The sequence below is a fragment of the Polymorphobacter sp. PAMC 29334 genome, assembly GCF_019431245.1.
In the GTDB taxonomy this organism is placed as follows: domain Bacteria; phylum Pseudomonadota; class Alphaproteobacteria; order Sphingomonadales; family Sphingomonadaceae; genus Polymorphobacter_B; species Polymorphobacter_B megasporae.
Map to the genome: position 1 here is coordinate 738,076 of NZ_CP080243.1, position 24,463 is coordinate 762,538.

At 67.2% G+C, this 24,463-nt stretch carries 16 protein-coding genes; 7 read left to right on the plus strand and 9 right to left on the minus strand.

Going from position 1 to position 24,463, the window contains the following annotated elements; genetic code table 11:
- Positions 1-20 precede the first annotated feature (20 nt).
- The 5 genes from KZX46_RS07400 to KZX46_RS07420 form a co-directional block, all read right to left on the minus strand.
- Positions 21-1,685, minus strand: a complete 1,665-nt coding sequence (locus KZX46_RS07400; protein ID WP_226896157.1) for a ShlB/FhaC/HecB family hemolysin secretion/activation protein — start codon at positions 1,683-1,685, stop codon at positions 21-23.
- 292 nt (positions 1,686-1,977) lie between these two features.
- Positions 1,978-3,972: a tetratricopeptide repeat-containing sulfotransferase family protein gene (locus KZX46_RS07405; RefSeq protein ID WP_219776063.1), complete on the minus strand. Its 1,995-nt coding sequence runs from the start codon at positions 3,970-3,972 to the stop codon at positions 1,978-1,980.
- 58 nt (positions 3,973-4,030) lie between these two features.
- The gene (locus KZX46_RS07410; protein ID WP_219776064.1) at positions 4,031-6,751 is read right to left on the minus strand and encodes a TonB-dependent receptor; all 2,721 of its coding nucleotides are present in this window, start codon (positions 6,749-6,751) and stop codon (positions 4,031-4,033) included.
- 263 nt (positions 6,752-7,014) lie between these two features.
- Positions 7,015-7,548 (minus strand): HD domain-containing protein, encoded by a 534-nt coding sequence (locus KZX46_RS07415; RefSeq protein WP_219776065.1) that lies wholly within the window; start codon positions 7,546-7,548, stop codon positions 7,015-7,017.
- Positions 7,545-8,510, minus strand: a complete 966-nt coding sequence (locus KZX46_RS07420; RefSeq protein ID WP_226896158.1) for a LysR substrate-binding domain-containing protein — start codon at positions 8,508-8,510, stop codon at positions 7,545-7,547. The genes KZX46_RS07415 and KZX46_RS07420 overlap by 4 nt, the downstream gene beginning before the upstream one ends.
- 123 nt (positions 8,511-8,633) lie before the next feature.
- On the opposite strand from KZX46_RS07420, the gene KZX46_RS07425 reads away from it, so the two are divergent.
- From KZX46_RS07425 to KZX46_RS22795, 5 genes are all read left to right on the plus strand, one after another.
- A complete protein-coding gene (locus KZX46_RS07425; RefSeq protein ID WP_219776066.1) occupies positions 8,634-9,770 on the plus strand; it encodes a TIGR03364 family FAD-dependent oxidoreductase in 1,137 nt (378 codons plus the stop codon).
- Positions 9,767-10,573 carry a phosphonoacetaldehyde hydrolase gene (gene phnX, locus KZX46_RS07430; RefSeq protein WP_219776067.1) on the plus strand — a complete coding sequence of 269 codons (807 nt, stop codon included), beginning with the start codon at positions 9,767-9,769 and terminating at the stop codon, positions 10,571-10,573. The genes KZX46_RS07425 and phnX overlap by 4 nt, the downstream gene beginning before the upstream one ends.
- Positions 10,570-11,880 carry a DUF5690 family protein gene (locus tag KZX46_RS07435; RefSeq protein ID WP_226896159.1) on the plus strand — a complete coding sequence of 437 codons (1,311 nt, stop codon included), beginning with the start codon at positions 10,570-10,572 and terminating at the stop codon, positions 11,878-11,880. The genes phnX and KZX46_RS07435 overlap by 4 nt, the downstream gene beginning before the upstream one ends.
- A 150-nt stretch (positions 11,881-12,030) precedes the next feature.
- On the plus strand, positions 12,031-13,290 hold the full coding sequence (locus KZX46_RS07440; RefSeq protein ID WP_226896160.1) for a retropepsin-like aspartic protease: 1,260 nt from the start codon (positions 12,031-12,033) through the stop codon (positions 13,288-13,290).
- Positions 13,281-13,832, plus strand: a complete 552-nt coding sequence (locus KZX46_RS22795; protein ID WP_226896161.1) for a tetratricopeptide repeat protein — start codon at positions 13,281-13,283, stop codon at positions 13,830-13,832. The genes KZX46_RS07440 and KZX46_RS22795 overlap by 10 nt, the downstream gene beginning before the upstream one ends.
- A gap of 18 nt (positions 13,833-13,850) precedes the next feature.
- On the opposite strand, the gene KZX46_RS07445 is transcribed toward KZX46_RS22795, so the two are convergent.
- Genes KZX46_RS07445 through KZX46_RS07455 form a run of 3 tightly spaced genes read right to left on the minus strand, consistent with a single transcriptional unit; the run spans position 13,851 to position 19,630 of the window.
- Complete coding sequence (locus KZX46_RS07445) at positions 13,851-15,269, minus strand: efflux transporter outer membrane subunit (RefSeq protein WP_219776068.1); 1,419 nt, start codon at positions 15,267-15,269, stop codon at positions 13,851-13,853.
- On the minus strand, positions 15,256-16,446 hold the full coding sequence (locus tag KZX46_RS07450; protein ID WP_219776069.1) for an efflux RND transporter periplasmic adaptor subunit: 1,191 nt from the start codon (positions 16,444-16,446) through the stop codon (positions 15,256-15,258). Before KZX46_RS07450 ends, KZX46_RS07445 begins: the two co-directional genes overlap by 14 nt.
- A complete protein-coding gene (locus KZX46_RS07455) occupies positions 16,439-19,630 on the minus strand; it encodes an efflux RND transporter permease subunit (RefSeq protein WP_219776070.1) in 3,192 nt (1,063 codons plus the stop codon). The genes KZX46_RS07450 and KZX46_RS07455 overlap by 8 nt, the downstream gene beginning before the upstream one ends.
- A gap of 141 nt (positions 19,631-19,771) precedes the next feature.
- On the opposite strand from KZX46_RS07455, the gene KZX46_RS07460 reads away from it, so the two are divergent.
- On the plus strand, positions 19,772-20,713 hold the full coding sequence (locus tag KZX46_RS07460) for a LysR substrate-binding domain-containing protein (RefSeq protein ID WP_219776071.1): 942 nt from the start codon (positions 19,772-19,774) through the stop codon (positions 20,711-20,713).
- A gap of 16 nt (positions 20,714-20,729) precedes the next feature.
- Here the strand turns inward: KZX46_RS07460 and KZX46_RS07465 are convergent, their stop codons facing one another.
- Positions 20,730-22,217, minus strand: a complete 1,488-nt coding sequence (locus tag KZX46_RS07465; protein WP_219776072.1) for a M28 family peptidase — start codon at positions 22,215-22,217, stop codon at positions 20,730-20,732.
- Between the two features lie 141 nt (positions 22,218-22,358).
- On the opposite strand from KZX46_RS07465, the gene KZX46_RS07470 reads away from it, so the two are divergent.
- A complete protein-coding gene (locus KZX46_RS07470; protein ID WP_219776073.1) occupies positions 22,359-24,458 on the plus strand; it encodes a prolyl oligopeptidase family serine peptidase in 2,100 nt (699 codons plus the stop codon).
- Positions 24,459-24,463: the final 5 nt, after the last annotated feature.

Here is a 24,463-nt window from a genome sequence, read left to right on the forward strand (position 1 = left end):
GGGGCTGTGGCTGCTCATGGTCAGAACGACTTGACGAGCTGGACCCAGAACCGTCCGGCGTGGTCGGGCTCGGAGGTGACGATGTCGCTGCCGATGCGGTGCGCGTACGACGCCTTGACGAGAAAATCGCCGTTACGCGCCCAACTGACGCCGGCACCCCCGCCGGTCAGGTTGGCGTGGTTGCGACCAGTAGCGAAACGGTCGTGGTTGAAGGTGATGCCGCCATTGTCGATAAAGCCGAACAACTGAACCTCGCCGGGGACTCGCCGGGCAAGCGCGGCGAGCGTTAGGCGCAGTTCTGCGGTGGCGACGTAGCCGTCGTCGCCGTACGCCTCTCCTTCGGGATAGGCGCGCACGGCATAGGCCCCGCCAAGCTCCATCTTCTCCGAGATGTCGAGGTTCTTCGTCGCGACCTGGCCGCGGACCGCAACGTACAGTGAGAGCGGCCCCGATAGCGCCTGCACGCGTCCGATCGCGGCGTTGAAGCGGCCGAAGCCACCGTTACTCCGCGTCGTCGCCGCGTCGGCGGCGAGAACCACCGGCGTGCGAATGTCGAGGTTTCCGTACGTGCCGCCAATCGAATAAAACGACGCGCCGCCGCCGCCGAATGAGTCGCGGCTATCGCCGCTCAGGCCGATCGTGCCGACCTGCGACTGCTTGCTGCTCGTGCTGCCGACGGCATCGGCCTGGTCGTGGAAGAACTTGAAATCGACGCCGCCGAGCGCGTTGAGATTCGCGTTGTACGACCGGATCAGCGGGTAGCTGCCATACACGCTTACGATGTCCGCCGAACCGTGCGCCCGCAGGCTTTCGAATTCGCGGTGGAGGCGGTAATCGAGCCGGGCATACGCAACGCCGATCGTCGCGACCCCGGCGGTCGCCTGATACGAACCCCGGACATAGGTCAGCCCGCCGTCGGAGACGAGGCCGCGCAGGCTGATGACGTCGCCAAGGCCGAACGGCTCATTGAGGTTGACCGTCCCGCCCGCGCGAAAATAGCCGGTGTAGCGATTGCCCGCGTTATCGCCCTCGACGTCGCCCGAAATGCGATGCGTCGGCGTGACGTCGATGCCAAGGTCCGAGCTGCCGATCGCGGTGCCGGGCGCGAGGGTTGAATGGACACCGACGCCTGGCAGGTCGCCGAGCAGCAACAGGCGCCGCTCGAGCGGCTTGTTCGCGACGAGGTCACCCGGCGCGAGTCCCGCAAGTACGCCCCGGACGGTGCGGTCGGACGCGCGGCTCGTATTATGCGGCGTGACCTTGCCATAATGGCCCTCGACGACCGCGATGACGACGCGGCCGCCGTCGACCGGCTGTGGCGGCAGGTAGGCCTGCGCGACGAAATAGCCGCGGGCATTATAGAAATCGGCGATCCGCGATGCCAGGAGTTGGAGGTCGGCAAGCGTCATCACGGATCCGGCACGAAAGCCCGATGCTGCAATCAGCTCGCTTTCGCTGGACAAGGTCGCGCCGGTTATGCCGAGTGACGCGACGGCGATGCCCGGCCCTGCCGCAGCGACGGGTGGCGGCGGCGTGGGGCGCTCGACCGTCACCCGGGGTACAGCCCTAGGTGGCTCTGTTCCCGGTGGAATCTGCTGCAACTGGCCGCCTGCGCTCGGCAACTGCTGCGCCACTGCCGCACTGGCCATCATCACGCACGCCGCGCCAACCACCAACGTCTTCAAAACTCGCACCCTTCGGCCGCCTCAGCTGCGACAGACGGTGCTGCCACACTTGCTTAATCGCGCCGGAAGAGATCGTTGTGCACTCGTGGATTCTACGGGGCAGTGATTAGTGAACCGTGAAGGATGAATAAGGGACCAAGGATGGTATTCGATCGAGGCCGATAACCTTGAGAGGGGGTTATCCCGTTTTTTGACGAGCCGCAGAGCACGTTACATTAACTCGTACCGTCACCTGCTCGACCAAAGGCGGTGAATGTCGTTGCACCGGCGGCTCGGCGATCAGTTTGCAGCGTCAGCCCTCAATCGCGTTACCTAGTGCGAGCCGCAGTGGCATCAATTCCGCTGCATAGTTTTTCCACTGGTCGAGGCTCTGGCGAAAGATTGGCTGCCGGACTTGCTCAGAGCTCGGCGTTCGGACGTGTCGCCGGGTTTTGTAGAATTCGACGCACCCAGATTCATACGGCAAGCCACAATGCTCCAGAATCCGGTGCACACTGCCCTCGAGGTCAGCGACTACATTCTCGTGATTCACGCGCAGAATGCGACCCGGCAACGCGATGTCCCAGTGCGCCATCAATTCGAGATAGGTCCGATAATATCGCGCAATATGTTCATCGCTATAGGTAAACTCCTGTCCGTTTGCGAACAGCTGCTTCAGGTTGCTGAAGCAGCAAGCCATCGGCTCGCGACGAGCGTCGATGATCCGCGCGTTCGGCAGCATCAGGTGGATCAGGCCAATGTGCCGGAAATTGTTCGGCATCTTGTCGATGAAAAACGGCCGGTCAGTCCGGTGGATACGCGTATCGGCGAGATAGGTGTCACCCCAGCGTGTGAACTCGGCATCGGTCATTTCGGCAAGGATGGCCGGATAGCGCGGATTGTCGGGATCGGGGTCGCGGCCCTGGAGGTCGAGGACGATACGCTGGATGTCGGCAAGTTCCTGTGTCCCCTCCACCGCGGAATGCGACGCGAGGATTTGCTCGATCAACGTCGACCCCGATCGCGGTAGCCCGACGATGAAGATAGGGTCGGGCCGGGGGTCGCCCCAGCCGGCACGGCGCGCGAAGAATGCGGGGGTGCACACCGCGATCTGCTGTCGGGTGTTTGCCTCGATGATCTCGGGGCGGTAGCGGCTTTCGGCGCGCTTCAGTTCGTTTCCGCGCGCGTAATGGTCCCACGACCGGGCATAATCGCCGCGATCCTCGTGCGCTTTGCCGAGCGCGAAGGCGAGATGGATGCGGTCGTCGGGCTGTGTCGCGGGCGCAGCCTCGGCGTCGGCCATCGCGTCGACCTCGGCGTCGGGAAATCGGTAGGTTTTGAGGTTGGCGAGGCTCCAATAGGCATCGCCGAAGTCGGGCCGCGCCGCCGCCGCACCGCGATACGCGGCGATCGCTTCGGGAACGCGGCTGACGGTCTTGAGTGCGTGCCCGAGCCACAAATGGACGTCGGGCGAATCCGGGACGTCCGCCAGCAGCGCGCGATACAGCTCGATCGCCCCCTCGTTGTCGCCGACGCCGACCGCCGCGGTCGCGGCGAGCGCGCGATATGCGGTGTTGCCCGGGTCGGCGGCGAGGAGCGTCGCGATCTCGGCCTGTGCCGCCGCGTACTTGTGTCGCTGGATCAGGCACTGGGCGTATTCGTGGCGCGCCGCGCGGTGGCCGGGGACGCGCGCGAGCACCGCGTCGAACAACAGTTCGGCGTCGTCGAACACCTCGCGCGCCATGCCGATCTTGGCGAGCAGCCGCATCGCCTCGACGTCGTCGCCGTGCTGCCGCAGGACATTGCGGACGATCTCCTCGGCAGGCGCGAGGTCGCCGTCGGCGAACAGCGAGGTCGCGGCGACGACGGCAGGGCGCAGCGAGGCGAGCGCGGCGACATGCTCGGCGGCGATCGCGGCGTTTGCCGGATCGCCCGAAAGGCGATAGACGCCCGCGAGCATCTGCCAGCTCATCGGGAGCGCGGGGTTGATATTGACCGCGCGCAGCAAAGCGTCGATCGCGCGCGGCGCATCCTTCTGCGCGACGAAGCACAGCCCGCGTTCTTGGAGCATCCGGCTAAAACGCGGATGGAGCGCCTCGAGCCGGTCGAGCATCGCTATCGCGGCCGCGATGTCTCCCGTCACGCGTTGGCTCGTCGCGACGAGGAGGAGCAGGTCGCGGTTCTCCGGCACCTCGCCGAGCAGCACGCTCCCCGCAGCAAGCACATCGGCGTGCCGGCCGGCGGCGTGGAGCTGCCGCAGGCGGGCGATCTCCGCGAAGACGCTCGACGCAGTGGGATCGACGGTCATGGCATCCGGACGCATGCTGCGGGCCCGATCACCCGCAGCCTGCGCTTACACCGCAGCGTCAGAAATCATAGCCGAGGCGCACGCCGAAGACGCGCGGGCGGATGGGGATTTCCTCCTTGATGAACTCGACCGACGAGGTGAACTGGCTCGCGTGGGAATTGGTCAGGTTGGTGACGTACAGCTGGGTGTTCCATCCGGCGCGCGCGCTGACGCCGACCGACGCATCGACGGTGGCATAGCCAGGCATCCGGTAGCGCAGGAACGTCGTCGTCGGCAGGATCACCCCGTCACCCGACAGATACGTCGCGGGCTGGTTGTACTGCGCGCTGATATACTGCGCGCCAACCTGCGCGAATGGCTTGTACTCGCCGATCTCAGTGTCGTAGCGGATGCGCCCGCTCGCCTCGAAATGCGGCGAGAACGCCGCGACCGATCCGGCGACGCCGAACGGGTTCTGGAACGGCGCACCCTTGACCGAGGTGATGCACTTGCCGAACGTCGGCGACGCCGCGATGTTGCTGACGAGGCACGGCGAGTTGGTCTGCTTGTTGTCGTTGTACGTCGCAGTTCCGAGGAGGGTCAGCCCCTGTGTCGGCCGCGCGGTCAACTGCGCCTCGACACCCTTGATGTTGTAGTTCGGGCCGTTGATGCCGAAGGTCGTGTTGCCGAGCTGGGTCGGGTTGTAGAACAGGAACTGCACGTTCTTCCAGTTCATGTTGTATGCCGACAGGTTGAGCTGGAGGCGGCGATCGAACAGCGACGTCTTGATCCCGATCTCGTAGTTGTCGAGGCTGTCGGGCGCATAGCTGTTCGGCGTCTGGAACTGCGCCGTACCACCCGCCGCCGGGCCGACCGCAACGTTGCGCTGCGACCGGCTGAACCCGCCGGGGCGGAAGCCCTGCGAGAAGGTGAAGTAGGCGAGCGTCGTCGGCGTCACCTTCCAGTTCACACTGCCGCGGCTCTTGAAGCCGTGATAGCTGACGTGATCGTTATGCGCGCCGATGTCGAAGGTGCCGCCGAGCGGGCCGCACTGACCGTTGGGGACGTTGAGGCAGTTCGTTCCGGTCGAATACTGCGCGCCGACTTCGTATTCCTTATAGTTGAAATAGCGCGTGCCGCCGGTGATCGTCAGAACGTCGGGGATGATGTCGACGTCGACCGAGCCGAAGAAGGCAAGCTGGGTGTAGCCGCGCTTGACGTCTTCGCCGAAGCCAGTGTTGTCGTCGCGCGTGCCGGGTTCGTTGACTTCCGCCCCGGCGACGGTCCGGGTGTTGGCGACGCACGGCTGGCCGCCGGCGAGTGCCGTCGCGAGGTTGGCGGGGTTGCACGACGGGATCGTCTTATATTCGAAGTTCATGACGTCTTCGACGCGGAACGTCTCCTGGAAGACCCCGCCGATCGCGCGGATTCGCCACGTGTCGGGGGTGCTCAGGCGGAATTCGTTCGTCAAATGCGTGTTCTTGACCCGGTCGTGCCAGTAGGTCGCCGGGGAGAAGCACGTCGCCGCCCCCTTGCCGAAGCCGGTCGCGCCGCCGGTGCACTCGTAATACATGCCGTAAGCGGTGCGTGAGTAGTTGGTATAGTCGACCTGGTTGTCGATATGCCGCTCGAGATAGCTGCCGGTGTAGACGGCATTGAGCGGGCCGAGCTTGCCGTGGACGGTCCATGCGGTGCTCTCGAACCGGTCGTGATCGTAGCTCGGCACGAACGATGTGACCTGCAGCGGCTTCAAGGGCTGGAAGTCCGAGCCGATCGGATATTGCGCTGACAGGCCTTCGACATCGAGGTGCTGGAGGCTCTCGGTGATCAGGATGTCCCAGTTCGGGGCAACATCCCACAGCGCTTCGATCCGGCCGCCGGTGTAGGTGACCGGGTTGAAGTCGTTACCCGCGGTCGTCCCGTTATTGATCTGGTGCTGGTTGGCGAAGGTGCAGAAGCCCGGCGATGTCGCCGCCTGCGGCTGGCCGTTGGGGCAAAGCCCGCCGGCATTCGGCTTGATGTTGAGATAATAATTGCCCGGATCGGCGTTCGACCGGGTGAAGGTGCTCGATACGTTGTCGATGTACCCGCCGCGGCGCTCGTTGTAGATCGTCCCGCGGATCGCGAGCTTGTCCTTGATGATCGGGATGTTGAGCGTCAGCACTTCGCTGTTGTTTGCCGCGCCGCCCGAAGTGCCGCCGTACATCGCCTCGGCATGGCCTTCAAAGCGGTCGAGCTTGGGCTTGTTGGTGATGTAGCGAACCGCGCCGGCCTCGGCGCCGCCGCCGAACAACGTGCCCTGCGGCCCTTCGAGCACTTCGACGCGCTCGATGTCGGCGACGTAGATGTCGACGTTACGCGCCGGAAACTGGAGCGACTGGTCGTCGAGATAGACTGCGACGTTGGGGAAGTTGCCGATGGTGGCGCTCGACTGGCCGCCGGCGAACCCGGCGCTGAGGCCGCGGATGAAGATCGCGCCCTGGCCCGGGCCGTTGTTGCCGAAGGTAACGTTCGGCGTGTACTTGATCAGGTCGTCGAAGGTCGAGACGTGAAGCTGCGACAGCGTCTCGCCGGTGAACGCCTGGATCGTCAGCGGGACCTTCTGGATGCTTTCGTTACGACGCTGCGCGGTGACGGTGATCTCGCCGATGCCGTTGTCGGCGGTGTCGGCTGCCGTCGCGTCGGGTGCCGTGTCGGGCACGGCAGAGGGAGCAGCGGTCGTTGCGGCGGCGAGGGCGGCGTTGCCGCACCCGCACAGCAGGGCGGCGACGGCACCATAGACAAAACGATCGGCTTTCATGGCCACGGCCCCCTGCTCGGCTGAATTTCTCGGGGCCGCTCTCGCGCCGATGAGAGGGCGCGCGCCAAGTCTTTGGCCATATGCCGGTCATAGGCGATATCTATGGACCGACGGCGGGAAGCGTCATCTATCTGTCATGGAACGACGGGATGTGTCGCGCAGACGGCGATTCGAAGACTGGCTTAGCGCGCTGTTCGCATGTGCAGCAATTCCCGATCGCCTAATGTTTCGAGTATGTTAACTAACGCTGGCCGAACGCTCGGTCAGCGCGCTGCAACCTTCGACAGCATCGGAAGATAGTCGGCGAAGCGGCGTCCGACCCCGGCATCGACCCGTTTCCCGCTGTCATCAAACCGTCGGAGAGCGATCGCCTCACCCGCATAAGGGCGTTGCGCGAAGGCCACACTCGCAGCGCTATCGAACGCCCCGCCCTGCAGAACGAGCGAGCGTTGCGACGCGGGGCTGAGCGCGGCGGCGTAGCCGGGCTCGGTCGCACATAGGTAGCGCTTGGCCTGAACATGCAGCGCACAGGGCCGCACCACGGCCGCACCGAACACGCGGGCGAGGATCGCGGCACCGACCATCTCGTGCCGCGCATCGGCGGCGCTTTCGCCGTCCTCGACAAGATGGCCGACGTCGTGGAGCAGCGCCGCGACCACCAGCGACGGCGGCGCGCCTTCGGCTTCGGCGAGCATCGCGCACTGGACCGCGTGCTCGAGCTGGCTGACGCCCTCGCCGTAGCTGCGATGGCCGTGCCGCGCGTAAAGCGCGACGATGTCGTCGAGGGTAGCAATCATGCCAGCTCCAACGCGACCGGCGCGGGGTCGTCGCATTCGAGCCGCATGTCGCAGATCACCGCCTTGACCGCGCGCATCAACGCGCTGCGGCGGCGGTCGTTGAGGCACAGCAGAAAGCCGCGAAGCTCGTAGGCGCGGTCGCCGGTATCGAGCGGGCGATAGTCGATCCGCCGGTCGGGCGGGCACTCCGACGTGAAGAAGACGCTGACGCCGAGCCCAAGTGCGATCGCCTCGCGGATCGTCTCGCGGCCGTGGAATTCGAGGCTGGCGAGCGGTACCACCCCGGCATCGCCGAGCGCGCGTTCGGTAAAGGAACGGGTCTTCGACGTCGGCTCGCGCAGCAGCAGTACCTGTGCAGCCAGCGCCTCGACCGGGATCGCGTCGAGCAGCGCCAGCGGATGGTGCAGCGGCAGCGCGACGCTTAAGCCGTCGGTGTACAGCGGATCGTAGCTGAAGGTCGGGTCGCCCGGCGGATCGCTCGCCAGCGCCGCGTCGATCTGCGCCTCGCTCAGCCAGCGCATGACATCATGGGCGTTGCCCATGCGGACCTGCACCCCGGTCGCCGGGTGCCGCCGGTGGAACAGGTCGACCAGTCGCGCGGCGTAGAACGGCGAATCCGAGCCGAGGCGGAGGATGCCGCCGTTAAGGCTCGACGTCTCGCCGAGCATCTCGTCGATGTCCGAAGCCGTCGCGAACAGCCGCTGGGTCAGCAGGAACAGGTCGCGCCCCGCCGTCGTCAGCTTGAGCGGCGACTTGCGCCCCTCGAACAGCGCCACGCCGTGCCGCGCCTCGAGCGCCTTCAACTGCTGCGACAGGGTCGGTTGCGACACGTTGAGGCGGCGCGCCGCGCGCGATACCCCGCCCTCGACCGCGATCGCGTGGAACGCCCGGAGATGCTGGTAGCTCGCCGCCATGACGGCCCAGCGTAGACCGCGGTCGTGACGGTTGCGTGACCGGGCCAAAGCTGCGCCGGCGCGACTTATAGACGCGGCCTATGCGCGGCATTCGTCGAATGACTTGGCGCGCCGCGAACAGGCGCGCGAAGTTTGGCGGATCCGGCGTCGCGACCGGGGAAAGGAGATCGCTTGGCCGACTCGTTCGATATCGCCATCGTCGGCGCCGGCATCGTCGGCCTCGCCCATGCGCTCGCCGCAAGCCGTCTCGGGCTCAGGGTCGTCGTTGTCGACCGCGACGCGCAGGCGAACGGCGCCTCGATCCGCAATTTCGGCTTCGTCACGGTGACCGGACAGGAGGCAGGCCCGGTCTGGCAGCGCGCCCGGCGATCGCGCGACGTCTGGGCCGAGATCGCGCCGCGCGCCGGGATCGCGATCGAACAGACCGGCCTGATGATGGTCGCGCAGCGGCCCGAGGCGGCAGCGGTGCTCGCGGCGTTCCTCGATACCGACATGGGCGACGGCTGCGAATGGCTCGAGCGTGAAGCGGTGGCAGCGCGGATCGCGCCGATGGCTCCCGCCGCACTGACCGGCGCGCTGTTCAGCTCGGTCGACCTGCGCGTCGATTCGCGGACGGCGGTCCCCGCGCTTGCCGCATGGCTGGCGCGCGAGCATGGCGTCGAGTTCCGTTTCGGTGTCGCGGTCCACGCGGTCGAAGCCAAGCGAATCGAGACGTCGGCGGGGATGGTCCACGCTGCCGCGATCGTGGTCTGCTCGGGCGACGATCTTGCGACCCTTTTCCCCGAGGAATTGGCGGCGGCGGCGGTGACGCGGTGCAAGCTGCAGATGTTGCGGCTGGCGTCGCCCGGCTTCCGGCTGCCAGCAACGGTGATGTCGGACCTCAGCCTCGTCCGCTACCTCGGCTATGCCGCGCTGCCCGAAGCGGCAGCATTGTGCGCGCGGCTCGATGCGGAGCAGCCCGACCATCTCGCCCACGGCATTCACCTCATCGTCGCGCAGAATGCCGACGGCAGTCTGATTGTGGGCGACAGCCACGATTACGCCGCGACCCCCGATCCGTTCGCGTCGGCGCAGGTCGAGCGCCTGATCCTCGACGAGTTCGCGCAGGTCTTCGGCGCGGTGCCGCCGGTCGTCGACCGCTGGACCGGGACCTACGCTTCCGCGGCTGGGCACAGCCTCGTCGCGGCACCCGCCGAGGGGGTCCGCCTCGTCGTCGTCACCAGCGGCACCGGGGCATCGACGTCGTTCGCGCTCGCCGAGGAGGTGATCGGCGATCTCACCGGACGGACACTGGGAGTTTCGGCATGATTTCGGGCATTAAGGCGGTCGTCCTCGACTGGGCGGGGACGATGATCGACTTCGGCAGCCGTGCCCCCGTCGTCGCGCTGCTTCGGCTGTTCGACGGCGAAGGCGTGCCGATCACCGAAGCCGAGGCGCGCGCCGACATGGGCCGGGCCAAGCGCGACCATATCCGCGCGATCCTTGGGCTGCCGCGACTTGCCGAGGCGTGGCACGCGACGCACGGCGTCGACGCAACCGAGGACGACGTCACCCGGCTCCACGATACCGTCGCGGCGCTGATGCGCGACGCCGCGCGCGATTGCTCGGCGCTGATCCCGGGAGCTGCCGATCTCGCCGCGCGCCTTGCGCAGGCCGGGGTGCCGGTCGGTTCGTGCACTGGATACACCCGCGAGATGATGGGCGACATCCTGCCGCTCGCCGCGCACCAAGGCTATGCCCCAGCGATCGTCGTCTGCTCGGGCGAGACCAAGGAAGGCCGCCCGTCGCCGCTAATGCTGTGGAAGGTGCTGGTCGAGCTTGGCGCGTGGCCCGCGTCGGCGTGTGTCAAGGTCGACGACGCCGTCGTCGGCATCGGCGAGGGACAGGCGGCGGGGGCGTGGACGGTCGGGGTCGCGGCGTCGGGCAATGGCGTCGGGCTGTCGCTAAACGACTTAAATGCGCTCGACCCGGCCGAGCGCGCGCGCCGCGTCGGGGCGTCGGCCGACGCCCTCCACGCCGCCGGAGCCGACTATGTCATCGACAGCGTCGCCGATCTCTGGCCGGTCCTCGAGACGATCGCCACGCGCATCGCGGCGGGCGAGAAGCCTTGATCGCCGCACCGCTTACAGCGCTTCCGGGCCGCGAGAGCGCGGTGACGCGCTGGCTGCGGCGGGCCCCGCCGTCGATGTTCGCGCTCTACGGTGGAGCGTCGGCGTTCGCCGCCTATTTCGCGATGTACGCGTACCGCAAGCCGTTCGCCGTCGCGAGCTACACCCACATCGCCGGCTGGCCGTTCGCGATCGATTTCAAGATCATGCTCGTGATCGCGCAGGTCGCGGGCTACGCGCTGTCGAAGCTGATCGGCATCAAGATCGTCTCCGAAATGCCGCCCGCGCATCGTGCCGTCGCGATCCTGCTGCTGATCGGGTTCGCCGAGGTCGCGCTGGTCGGATTTGCCGTCGCGCCGCCCGTCGTCGGCGTTATCGCACTGTTTCTCAACGGACTTGGCCTCGGCATGATCTGGGGGCTGGTGTTCGGCTTCCTCGAAGGGCGGCGGCTGACCGAGATCCTCGGCGCGATCCTGTGCGCGAGCTTCATCGTCTCGTCGGGCGCGGTCAAGGCGGTCGGCGCGGCACTGCTCGACGGTAACCTCGTAAGCGAACGCTGGATGCCCGCGATGACCGGGCTGTTGTTCGCCCCGCTGCTGCTGCTCGCGGTCGCCGCGCTCGCACAATTGCCGCCCCCCGACGCGCGCGACGAAGCCGAACGCGCGCCACGCTCGCCGATGGATTCGCGCACGCGCGCTGCCTTCTTTCACGCCCATGCCGCCGGCCTCGTGGCGCTGATCGCGGTCTATGTCTTGCTGACGGCGTTCCGCGACTTCCGCGACAATTTCGCCGCCGAGATCTGGCGCGAACTCGGTTTCGCCGGCGAGGCGGGCATCTTCGCCTGGTCTGAATTGCCGGTCGCGGCGGTCGTCCTCGTCGCGCTAGCGATGCTGACGCGGGTCCGCGACAATCGCCGTGGCGTCATCTGGAACCTTGCCTTGATCGCGGTCGGGCTGGCGACGATGGGCCTCGCCACCGCCGCGTTCCAGCTCGGCTGGCTCGGCGCGGTCGGCTGGATGATCGCCGCCGGGGCCGGGCTGTACCTCGCCTATGTCCCGTTCAACGCGCTGTTATTCGACCGGCTGATTGCCGCGACCCACGCGTCGGGCAATGCCGGCTTCCTCATCTACGTCGCCGACGCATGCGGCTACGCGGGATCGGTCGCGCTGCTTCTGACCCGCTATTTCGTCCATGTCTCGCTGCCGTGGACCGAGTTCCTGTGCGACATCGCTTATGCGACGTGCGGTGCGGGGCTGCTTGCGATCGCTTACGGCGCCTCGCGGTTGCTTCCTGTTTTGCCCCGCGCCTGACGCGTTGCCGGCGTTCGGCGATACGGTGCGATGTCGGATAGTCGCGCTGCCATCAGTTCATATAGACCGGGATCAACAGCCTATAGTAAGTTAGTGCGATTGCTTGATCTTTGAGCGGGACAGTCACTGATGTCATGGGGGGATTGGGGAGTGTCCACGGGCCGGTCGCGACGTCGTTGTGAAAGTAATCGGTGGTCGACTGCCTCCGCGATCGTCCTAGGGTCGATCGCCGCGCTGACCACGGCCCCGGCATACGCTGCGCCGAGCTGCCAGCTTTCGAAGTTCCTCGAAATGTCGGTGATGCTCGCCGGACACCGCCCGATCGTGACGACGAAGATCGGTGGCAAGGACGCGCGCTTCATCGTCGACAGCGGCGCTTTTTACAGCACGATGTCACGGGCGTCGGCGGCGGAATTCGGGCTGCACCTCGACCCGGCACCGACGTGGTTCCGGTTGCGCGGGGTCAACGGCGATACCTCCGCCTCGATTGCCTCGGTCCGCGACTTCGGCCTTGGGGGCGTCTCGGTGCCCAAGGTCGATTTTATCGTCGGCGGCACCGACACCGGAGCCGTGGGGCTGCTCGGCCAGAATTTCCTCGGCATCGGCGACGTCGAATATGACCTGCCCCACGGGGCGATCCGGCTGCTGCATGCGAAGGACTGCCCGGTCGAAACGCTGGCGTATTGGGCCGGGACCAAGCCGTTTACGATCGTGTCCCTCGAATCGCGAAATCCGCCGTTTCAGGTTCATACCGTCGGGACCGTGACATTGAACGGCGTCAAGCTGCGCGCCGTCTTCGATACCGGTGCCGAATCGTCGATCATGACCCTTTCCGCCGCGAGGCGCGCCGGCATCACTCCGGACAGCCCCGGGGTCGTTGCCAGCGGACTGTCGACCGGCCTCGGCAGTCGCGCCCTCCGCACCTGGATCGGAACGTTCGACAAGCTCGAAATCGGCGGTGAGGCGATTCCCAAGCCCAGGATCCAGTTCAGCGACATCACGATCGGCGACGGCGACATGTTGATCGGCTTCGACTTTTTCCGCACTCACCGCATCTACGTCGCCAACAAGGCGAACAAGATGCTCGTCACCTACGAAGGCGGCCCGGTCTTCGGACTGACGCCGACCCGCGCGGTCAGCGCCGACGGCACGCCGCTCGACCTGTCCGACAAAGCCGCCGAGCCGACCACCGCGGAGGGCTATACCCGCCGCGGGACGGTGCAGGCATCGAACGGCAAGCTCGAAGCGGCGCTGGCCGATCTCGACAAGGCGGTGGCGCTCGCCCCGAACGACGCGACCACCCTCCGCATCCGCGCCGGAATGCGGCTCGCCAACCGGCAGCCGCTGCTTGCCTCGGGAGATCTCGACAAGGCGATCGCGCTCGACCGGCGGAGGCCGACGTGCGGTTGATGCGCGCCGGTCTCAAGCTGCGTGGGCACGATCCGGCCGGAGCGTCGGAGGATCTGCATGTCGCCGACAAGGGGCTGCCGCCGTCGTCCGAGCGGCGTCTGCAGCTCGCGTCGATGCTCGTGGCCGTCGACGAGTATGATGCGGCGCTGCTGAATTTCGATGCGTGGCTGAAAGCTCATCCCGAAGACGCCGCCCGTCCGGAGGCGCTCAACGGCCGCTGCTGGGCCCGGGCGCTGCTCAACCGCGATCTCGACCGTGCGCTCGACGACTGCAACGCTGCGGTCCGGCTTCGCCCAGGAACGGTCGCCTATCTCGACAGCCGAGGCCTCGTCCGTCTGCGCCGCGGCGAGCTCACGCAGGCGCTCAAGGATTATGACGCCGCCATCGGCATCGCCCCGCGCAGCGCGTGGTCGCTCTATTCGCGGAGCATCGTTCGCGCAAAAGTCGGCGATGCAGCTGGCGCGACGGCTGACCGGGCCGCCGCGATCGCTCTTCAGCCGGCAGTCGCCGCGCGCGCGCGCAAGCTGGGGCTGGAAAGCTAGAGCAGCGCGATCTGCTGATCAGGCGGCCGGAACGTAGCTTCCGCCGAGGGCACGGACCAGCGAGACGGCGGTCTGCATCCGGCTGGTCTGGACCGCCAATGCCGCGCGCTCGGCTTCGAGCGACGCAGTCTGGGCGGTGACGACGTCGAGATAGTCCGACGCGCCGTCGCGGTAACGGACCAGCGCGAGTTCACGGGTTCGTTCGGCAGCTTGAGCGGCGGCCAGCTGGTCGGCGGCCTGCGCCGTTAAATGGCGCGTCGCGGCGATCTGATCCTCGGCTTCGCGGAACGCGGTCAGAACTGTCGAGCGGTAGTTGGCCGCGGCCTCGTCGTACTGCGCGCGCGAGATCCGCACCTGCGCCCGGCGGCGGCCGCCATCGAATAGCGTCAGCAACGCCTGCGCGGGTCCAAGTGCCCAGAACCCAGCGCCGCTGCTGAAGATCGACCCGCTCGTCGCCTCGACGCCGCCACCGAGCCCGAGCGAGATGTTGGGGAAATACGCCGCGCGCGCGACGCCGATTCGGAAGTTGGCGGCGGCGATCCGCCGTTCGGCCTTGGCAACGTCGGGGCGGCGTTCGACAAGCTGCGACGGCACGCCGAACGCGACCGGCGGTGGCTCGAGCGGGCGGACGAGCGGGGCGATGGCGAAGCTCGACGCGACGGCGCCGGTCAGCGCCGCGATCTCGTGCTCGGTCGCGGCGCGCTCGTTGGCGGTTGCGGAAATCTGCGCGCGTGCTGCCGACAGGATATTGTCGGCGCGGCTGACATCGAGGCCCGAGGCGATGCCGCCGTCGTGGCGCGTCGTCGTCAGATCGCGGGCGCGTTCGTAGGCGAGCACGGTCTCGTGCAACAGCGCGGCCTGCGCATCGAGGCCGCGGAGGCGAAAATACGCATCGGCGACCGAAGCCTGAAGGCTGAGCCTGACCGCGGCGAGGTCGGCTTGGCTCGCGGCGGCGTCGGCGCGGTCGGCGCGGACGCTATTGCGGACCCGGCCCCACAGGTCGAGCTCATAGTCGAGCGTCGCCCCGATCGAGAAGGCGTTGTACGTCACCGCGCTGCCGTTGGATAACGGACGGCCTGCCGAGGCGCGGGTACGCCCCGCGCTAGTGTTTGCGACGACCGTCGGGATCTGGTCGGACGCCGTTAAACTGACGAGCGCCCGCGCAGCGTCGTAGCGCGCGAGGGCGGCGGCAAGCGTTGGACTGGCCTGTTCGGCGCGGGTCTCGAGGTCGTCGAGCACCGGATCGGCGAACATGCTCCACCAAGCACCGCGCGGCGTAGCGTCGGCGGGCGCGGCGGCGGTCCAGCCGGCAACCTCCTTGTACGCGGGCGGCGCGACTGTGGCGGGCGGCTGGTACGGCGGCGCCAGCGAACACGCTGCGGTTGCCAGCAGAGCAGTCAGCACGGCGGCGGTCGCAGCATTTCTAGCTTTGGACACGGCCAGCCTTCGGGTCTTCGACGCGGACCCGGTCGCCGTTTTCCAACGCGTCGGGCGGCGAGTCGATGATGCGCTCGCTGCCCGTCAGACCCGCGCTGATCTCGACCTGCTTGCCCTCGTCGCGGCCGATCGTCACCGGCTTGAGCGTGACGCGCCCATTGCCGTCGACCAGCGCAACGGTCGGGCCATTCGCCCGGAGGATCAGCGCACTCGCGGGCAGATGGACACTGTTACCGGCTGCGGCGATGGGGAAGGTTACCTGCGAATACGACCCTGGCTTGAGCGCGCCGCCGGGATTGTCGGTCTGCAGCTCGACCAGAACGGTGCCCGATTGAAGATCGACTGCCCCGGCGTTGCGCGTCAACACGAGGTCGAAGCTTCGCCCGGGATATTCGGGCAGGGTCATCGTCGCGTGCAGCCCGGTATGGACCTGCGCCGATGCGCCCTGCGGCACCCGGACATAGACCCGCATGCGGTGGACGTCGGACACGGTGAACAGCGCCGTCGCCGACGCGGTCCCCGAGCTGACAAGGCCGCCGATCTGCGCCGAACGGCTCGTCACGGTGCCGGCAAACGGCGCGGTCAGCCGGGTGAAGCCCTGCAGCGCGCGGAGGCGCTTGAGGTTGGCGAGCTCGCCGTTGGCGATCGCGTTCTTCGATGCGAGATCGCCTGCCTTCTCGTCGGTCTCCTGCTGCGACACTGCATCCTTTGCACGCAGCGCGACCCAGCGAACCGATGTGCTCTTGGCGAGCGCGGCGTTGGCCAGCGCGGTCTGGTAGTTCGCCTCCGCCTGCGCGAGCTGCTGATCGATTTCAGGGGCATCGAGGATCGCGAGGGTCTGCCCGGCGACGACCCGGTCGCCGATATCGACCAGCCAGCGCCGGACATAGCCGTTGGTCCGGGCATAGATCGGCGCGCTATTATATGCCTGCACGCTGCCCGGCAGAACGAGCCCGGTCGAACGGTCGCCGCGGGTCGGGGTGACGACCGAGACCGTCGGAATCGCGGCGTCGCTGGAGACGGCCACGAGCTGGTGGTCGGCGCTGCTCCGCGAAGTGATGCCGTAGCCAACGACCACCAGCGCGATGATCGCCGCACCGACGCCCGCAAGCTTCAGGGTCCGCGAACTGGATGAAGTGCGGGCGGGCTCGAACTGCGTATGCGACGGATCAAGCATTGGCGAGCTCAAGCTCCTGTGCGGCATGTTTTGCCCGGCCGTGCCGGTGGACGAAGCTGAAAATGGTCGGCACGAGGAACAGCGTCGCGACCGTCGCGAAGATCAGCCCGCCAATCACCGCACGACCGAGCGGGGCGTTCTGCTCGCCGCCCTCGCCGAGCCCGAGCGCCATCGGTGTCATGCCGATGATCATCGCCAGCGCGGTCATCAGCACCGGGCGGAAGCGGACCATCCCGGCCTCGAGTGCCGCCTTGGTCGCGTCGCCGAGGACTTCGAGCTGCTCGCGGGCGAAGCTGACCACAAGGATCGAGTTCGCCGTCGCGACCCCCATACACATGATCGCGCCGGTCAGCGCCGGGACCGACAGCGTCGTCCCCGTCGCAAACAGCATCCAGACGATCCCGGCGAGCGCGGCGGGCAGTGCCGTGATGATGACGAACGGGTCGACCCAGCTCTGGAAGTTGACGACGATCAGCAGGTAGATCAGCGCAATTGCCGCGACGATGCCGAAACCGAGGCCGGTGAAACTGGCGTTCATCGTCACGTATTGACCGCGCAGCGTCACGGTCACGCCCTTCGGCTTGACCTTGTCGAGGTCGTGGATCGCGGCGTTGATGTCTTTCGCGACCGAGCCGAGGTCTCGACCTTGCGGCGTCCCGAAGATGTCGATGACCGGCGCGATGTTGTAATGGCTGATAACCGGCGACGTGTTGCTCCGTACGAAGGTGCTGAGCCCGCCGAGCGTCTGGGCGGCGGTGCCTGCTGCGCCAGAAATCGGCACGCCCTGAAGGTCGGCAATCGAGCCGATGCGGTATTCCGGGGTCTGGGCGACGACCGCGTACGACACGCCGTTGTCGGGGTTGAGGAAAAACACGGGAGCCGACGTCGCGGTCCCGGCGAGCGTCGTCGACAGGCTGTTGGTGACGTCGCGCTCGGTCAGGCCGTACTGGCCGATCCGGGTGCGGTCGATGTCGATGTTGAGCTGGGGTGAGCGCGCCGACTGCTGGACCCGCGCATCGGCCAGCCCGGGGATCGAGCGGATCGCGCGGAGGATGCGCGCCGCGTGCGCCGCATTGTCGGCGGCATTCTTGCCGGTCACCTGGATGTCGATCGGCGCGGGCGCGCCGAAGTTGAGGATTTGGCTGGTGATGTCGGCGGGCAGGAAGGCGAAGGTCGTGCCCGGGAAATCCTTCGGCAGCTGACGCCGCAGCAGCGCGATATATTCGGCGGTCGGCCGATGCTTCTTGGTCAGGGCGACGAGAATGTCGCCGTCCTGCGAGCCGATCGTCCCGGAGTTATTATACACCGTGTTGATCGAGCTCACCGGCAGGCCGATGTTGTCGACGACCGAGGCGAGCTCCGACGGCGGGATCAGCTGGCGGAGGCGGCGCTGGATCAGGTCGAACTCGGCGGCGGTATCCTCGATCCGCGACCCGATCGGCGCGCGGACGTGCATCGTGATCTGCCCGGCGTCGACGCTCGGGAAGAAGTTGCTGCCGAGGAACGGGACGAGCAGGAACGACGCCAGCACGACGACCATGAACCCGGCCATGAAGATGCCGCGTCCCGCAAGCGCGCGTCCGAGCAGGCCGCCATAGCTCGTGCGGATCCGCGAGAACGTCCGTTCGAAGCCGCGCTGGAAGCGGACCAGTGGATTGCGCGACCCTGGCTTGCCCGCGGCATGCCCATCCTCGCCGACCGCATGCGCGCGCAGCAGATACATCGCCATCGTCGGCACCAGCGTCCGCGACAGGACGAACGAGGCGATCATCGCGAACACCACCGCCATCGCCAGCGGCACGAACAGGAATCCCGCGACGCCGGGGAGGAAGAACATCGGCACGAAAACGATGCAGATGCACAGCAATGAGACGAACGCCGGGGTGACGATCTGCGCGGCGCCGTCGAGGATGGCGGGAACGACCGCCTTGCCCTTTTCGAGGTGCCATTCGATGCTCTCGATCGTCACGGTCGCGTCGTCGACGAGGATGCCGACCGCGAGCGCCAGCCCGCCGAGCGTCATGACGTTCAACGTCTCGCCGATCGCAGCGAGCATCGCCACCGCGGCGAGCACCGCGAGCGGGATCGACAGCGCGATGATTACGGTCGAGCGCCACGAGCCGAGGAACAGCAGGATCATCAGCGAGGTCAGCGCGGCGGCGATCGCCCCCTCGACGATGACGCCGGTGACCGCGCCCTTCACGAACACCGACTGGTCGCCGATCGGCACGATGTGGAGGCTGTCGGGCAGCGTCGCGGCGATCGTGGGCAGGCTGTCCTTGACCCCCTGGACGATCGCCAGCGTCGAGGTTGCGCCGTTCTTGAGGACCGTCATTAGAACCGAACGGCGGCCGTCGACGTGGACGACATTGGTCTGCGGGCCGCTGCCGTCGCGGACGTTCGCGACGTCGCGCATGTAGATCGTCGCGCCGTTGACCACCTTGACCGGAAGGTCGTTCAATCCGGCGATGGTGTCGGGGGCGTTGTTGAGCTTGATGCTGTACTGATACGAGCCGATCTTGGCGAAACCGGCGGGGTTGATCTGGTTCTGCGCGGCGATAGCGTTGCCGACATCCTGTGCCGACAGGCCCTTCGACTGGAGCGCCTGCGGGTCGATGTCGATCTGGATCTGCCGCTGGCGCCCGCCCGACGGGTAGGGGATCGCCGCGCCGGGAACCGTGACGAGACTCGTCCGGACCTGGTTCTGGCCGATGTCGAACAGCTGCTGCTCGCTCAGGCCTTTGCCCGACAACGCGAGCTGCAGGATCGGCACCGTCGACGCGCTGTAATTGAGGATCAGCGGCGGCGTGACCCCCGGGGGAAGCTGGCGCAACACGCTCTGCGAGATCGACGTCACCTGCGCCGTCGCGGTGCGGATATCGGCGCCCGGCTGGAAGAAGATCTTGACCACGCCGATGCCCTGCAGCGACTGGCTCTCGATATGCTCGATGTCGTTGACCGTCGTCGTCAGCACGCGCTCATACGGCGTGATCAGCCGTCCCGACATGTCTTCGGGGGACAGGCCGGCGTAGGTCCACGCGACTGCGATCACCGGTACGCGAATGTCGGGAAAGATATCGACCGGGGTCCGCAGCGCGGCGAGAACGCCGACGATCGCGATCAGCATAGCCATGACGATGAACGTCAAAGGCCGCTGCAAGGCGATTTTGACGATGCTGATCATGACGCCATTACAGACCTGCTCCGCGCGGTTGCCGGGACGTAAGCCGGCACGGGCGGCTGATCGACAAAGCGTTTTGCAAGAATGATGCGCTGCGGTCTAATACTCGATGCAGCATGATCGATACGAAGGGCGACTTGATCCGTGGAGCTGCGGCACTTCAGATATTTCGTCGGTGTCGCCGAGGAGCTGCATTTTGGCCGAGCCGCCGAGCGCCTCGGCATCTCGCAACCGCCGCTAAGCCAGCAAATCCGCGCATTAGAAGCTGAATTGGGCGTCGAACTGTTCGAACGGACGAGTCGGCGTGTCCGCTTGACCGAAGCCGGGACGGCGTTTCTCGACGAAGCACGCAAGACCCTGGCGCAGGCGGACCATGCCTTTGCCACTGCCCGCCGGGCCGATCGCGGCGAGATCGGCGAGCTGACCATCGGCTTCATCACGTCGGCACCGCTGACGCCGCTGCTGTCGACCGCATTGTTCGACTTCCGCAAGGCGTATCCGGCGGTCTACCTCGACCTGACCGAGATGCCGCGCGCCCTGCAAGTCGAGCGGCTGACCGAGCGGAGCCTCGATGCCGGCTTCATCCGCGGTGTCGAGCCGCCGGTGCTACCGCCGTCGCTGGTCGCGACCATGCTGCTCGAGGAAGACATCATGGTCGCGATGCGAACCGACCATCGGCTCGCATCGTCGCCCGCGCTCGCTATCGCCGATCTCGTCGACGAAGCCTTTGTGCTTTACGAAAGCAAGCTCGGATCGGGGTTCAACGAGCACCTGACGCACTTATGCCGGAACGCCGGGTTCGAGCCGCGGGTGGTGCAGGAGGTCGGCGCGCTGTCGACGTTGCTCGGCCTGGTCGCCGCTGGCTTCGGGATCACGGTGCTGGCCCGCTCGCTGGCGGCGCTGCACCTCGACAATCTCGTCTATCTTCCGCTCGACTCCCCCGGCGCGATCAGCCGGTTATGGCTTATCCATCATCGCGATATGTCGCCGGTGTGCCGTAAGCTGGTCGATATCGTCACGGCGGCGAGCACCTGCTCGCCGGTGTGCCGTAAGCTGGTCGATATCGTCACGGCGGCGAGCACCTGACGCTTCGGCGCGATCGTCACGGCTTGAGCGTGCTTCCCGGCTGCCACGCGGGGACCGCGGGCTGGTCGGCGACGCGGTCGACAAGGCGGTAGAAGAAGGTGTTGAAGCGTGCGGCAGCGGTCCAGTCCATCGGCTGGGCGATGTCGTCCTGCGGCTTGTGATAGCCGGTGACGTACCAGTGGCGGTAGACGCGCTCGCTCGGGCCTCCCGGGCGATAGCCGAAGACGAAGGCGGTTGCCGGAATGCCCGCCTGGAGGAACGGCCACTGATCTGCTCGCCGGAGCAGGTTGCGCTCGGGCTCGGGGTCTTTCTGCACGGCGATGCCCATCTCTCCCGCCACCGCGCGCGCGTCATTGCCGAGCGTGGTGTCGTCGAGCGCATGGACCGTCAGCAGGTCGAGCGGGAAGATCGGGCGGAGCTGGTCGAGGTTGATGTCGGCGGCGATCGTCGCGAGCGGCACCGTCGGATGCGCGACGAACCAGCGTGCCCCAAGCAGCCCCTTCTCCTCGCCGGTGAACGCCGCAAGCATCACCGGGCGGCGATAGCCGTGCCCGTGACGGCGCTCGGCGAGCTGGATCAACAGCGCGACATACGCCGCGTCGTCGAGCGTCCCGTTGTACAACGCATCGCCGTCGACCGGCTCGCCGAAGCCATAGCCGTCGAGATGCGCCGACAAAACGATATGCTGGTTGGCCAGCGCCGCGTCCGTACCGGGCAGCAAGCCGATGATATTCGAGGCGGTCAGCGACTTGCGCGTCGGGGCAAAGCTCGCGACGAAACGCCCCGGCGCGTCGAAGCTCGGCAACGGCTCGCCCATTGTGCCCGCAACGGTCAGCGCTGCCGCGTCATGGCTCGAACCGGCGACGACGCGTCCCAACGCCGCGACGTTGAGCGCCGCGACGAGCATCGCCTCGTGCCGCGGCGTGGTCCCGGCGAGCCAGACCGACCGCGCATAGGCGAACGGCCAGCGCGGCGGCTCGACGGCAAAACCCGGATCGGCGACAGTGACGATGCCGGCGGCTCCGGCGGTCCGTACCGCCGCGAGCCGCGCCGCCGCATCGGGCAGGCCCGGGCGGTGCGTCCCCCAGCAGACGACGACCTTGCCCCGGACATCGCCCAGCACGGCGGCGCCGCAATAACCGCGGAACGCGATCGTCGCGTCGAGCTTGGTCGGCATGTCGACCGTCGGCTCGACGGTAATATCGTGGAGGAAGGCGAGCGGCGTCGTGTCGACCGCGATGTGGACCCCGGCCTTCGGCAGCGCGACTTGCTCCATCGGCACGCGCTGGAACCAGCTGCCATTGTCACCCGCCGGCTTGACCCCGGCCGCCGCCAGCCGCGCGGCAACGATCTTCGCCGCGCGCTCGTACGCTGCCGAGCCGGTGTCGCGGCCCTCCATCGCATCGTTCGACAAGACGGTCGTCGTCGCCCACCACGCGCTCGTATCGCGGTCGGTCGCGGGCGGGGATGTCGCCAGTGCGAGGGCTATCAACGCGATCGACATGGTCTGCTCACCGCCGGTTTATCGCCACCATGTTGCACGCCGCCGGGCACCCGCCAAGCTCGGCTCGGCCTTCGACGGCGACGTATTTGACAGTTGCATGACTGCGGCTAGGTTTACGCCGCAACGGCAGGGGGATGCGCGGTGACGCTCAGGTTTTGGTGGCTCGCGACATTGCCGATGCTTCTCGCGTCGATGCCACTTCCGGCCGAAACGCCGCCGCCGGGCCTCGAGGCGATGCTCGCCTATCCGTTCGTCAATGAACTCGTTGCGGCGGAAAAGGGCGACCGCATCGCATGGCTGACGACGGTCAAGGGCGTCCGCAATGTCTGGATCGCGACCGCGCCGGGCTTTGCGCCGCGGCAGGTGACGCGCGGCACCGCCGACGACGGGCAGGAGCTGACCGGGCTGACCTTCTCGCCCGATGGCATCCGCCTGGCGTGGGTCCGCGGCGGCGACCACGATGCGAACTGGCCCGCGGAGGGCGGCGTCCAGCCGAACCCCGCCGATGCGCTCGAGCAACCGAAGCTGACGATCTGGACCGCGCTCGCCGCGGGCGGCACACCGGTCAAGGTTGCCGAGGGCGACCACCCGAAACTATCGGCTACGGGCAAGTTGGCGTACGTCAAGGACGGTCAGGTCTGGACCGCCCCGCTCGACGGCGGCAAGGTCAAGCCCGAACGGCTGTTCTACGATGCCGGCAAGGATGCCGATCTGGCATGGTCGCCGAACGGCGCGAAGCTGGCCTTCGTTTCGCATCGCCGTGATCATAATTTTGTCGGGGTCTACGATGTCGCGGCGAAGACCGTGACGTGGCTGACGCCGTCGACCGGACAGGACGAGGACCCGGTGTGGTCGCCCGACGGCCGCCGCGTCGCCTTCACTCGCCGTCCCGGCGCTGGCGGCACCCCCGAGCCGATGCTCGTCGACGTGCCTCACCCGTGGTCGATCCGCGTCGCCGACGCCGCCACCGGCGAAGGCCGCGAGGTCTGGCACAGCCCGCGTACGCTCGACGGTTCGTTTCCCGAGGTTCCGGGCGGGGTCGGGCTGGCGTGGGCGGCTGGCGACAAGCTTAGCTTCCGCGCCGAACTCGACGGCTGGGCGCATCTCTACGCCGTCGCGGTGGGCGGCGGCGAGCCAGTGTTGCTGACGCCGGGCAAGTTCATCGTCGAGAACGTGAAGCCGACCGCCGACCGGCACGGCCTGCTCTACACCGCCAACACCGGCCCCGATGCGAGCGACGACGACCGCCGCCACATCTACCGCGTCGACGTCGACGGCGGCACACCGGCGATGCTGACCCCCGGCACCGGCCTCGAATTTCTTCCGGTTCCAGTCAGCTCCGGGCTCGCCTATGTCGCGGTCACGGGGCAACGCCCGGCATCGGTCCACGTTGCCAGTGCCGGCGGTGACCGCGCGATCGACGGCGCCGCACCCTATCCCGCCGCGTCGCTCGTCGTGCCGCAGCGCGTCACCTTTACCGCTGCCGACGGGCTGACGATCCACGGCCAGTTGTTCGTCACTGCTGGCAACGAGAAGAAGCCCGCAGTGATCTTCGTCCACGGCGGACCGCCGCGGCAGATGCTCCTCGGCTGGTCGTACATGGACTATTATTCGAACGCCTATGCGGTGAACCAGTACCTCGCCGCGCACGGTTTCGTCGTCCTGTCGGTCAACTACCGGCTCGGCATCGGTTATGGCCGCGCGTTCCAGCATCCGGCGAAAGGCGGCCCGGCGGGGGCGTCGGAGTATCAGGACGTCGTCGCCGGCGCGAAGTATCTCCAGTCGCTGCCGGGGGTCGACCCGGCGCGGATCGGCATCTGGGGCGGATCGTACGGCGGCTATCTGACCGGCCTCGCGCTCGCCCGCAACTCGGACATCTTCAAGGCGGGCGTCGATCTCCACGGCGTCCACGACTGGTCGCGCCTGTTGTACGAGGAGGCTGCTCCCGCGAAGCGCTACGAGCAGGGCGACTGGCCCGAGCTGGTCAAGACCGCCTTTACCAGCTCGCCCGATGCCGACGTCGCGACGTGGAAGTCACCCGTCCTGCTGATCCAGGGCGACGACGACCGCAACGTCCGCTTCAACCAGACGATCGACCTCGCCCGCCGTCTTGACGCGGCGGGGGTGCCCTATGACGAGCTTGTCCTGCCTAACGAAATCCACGGCTTCCTGCGCTATGACAGTTGGCTCAAGGCCGACAGCGCGACGGTGCGGTTCCTCGAGGCGAAGCTCAAGCCGTAGCGACC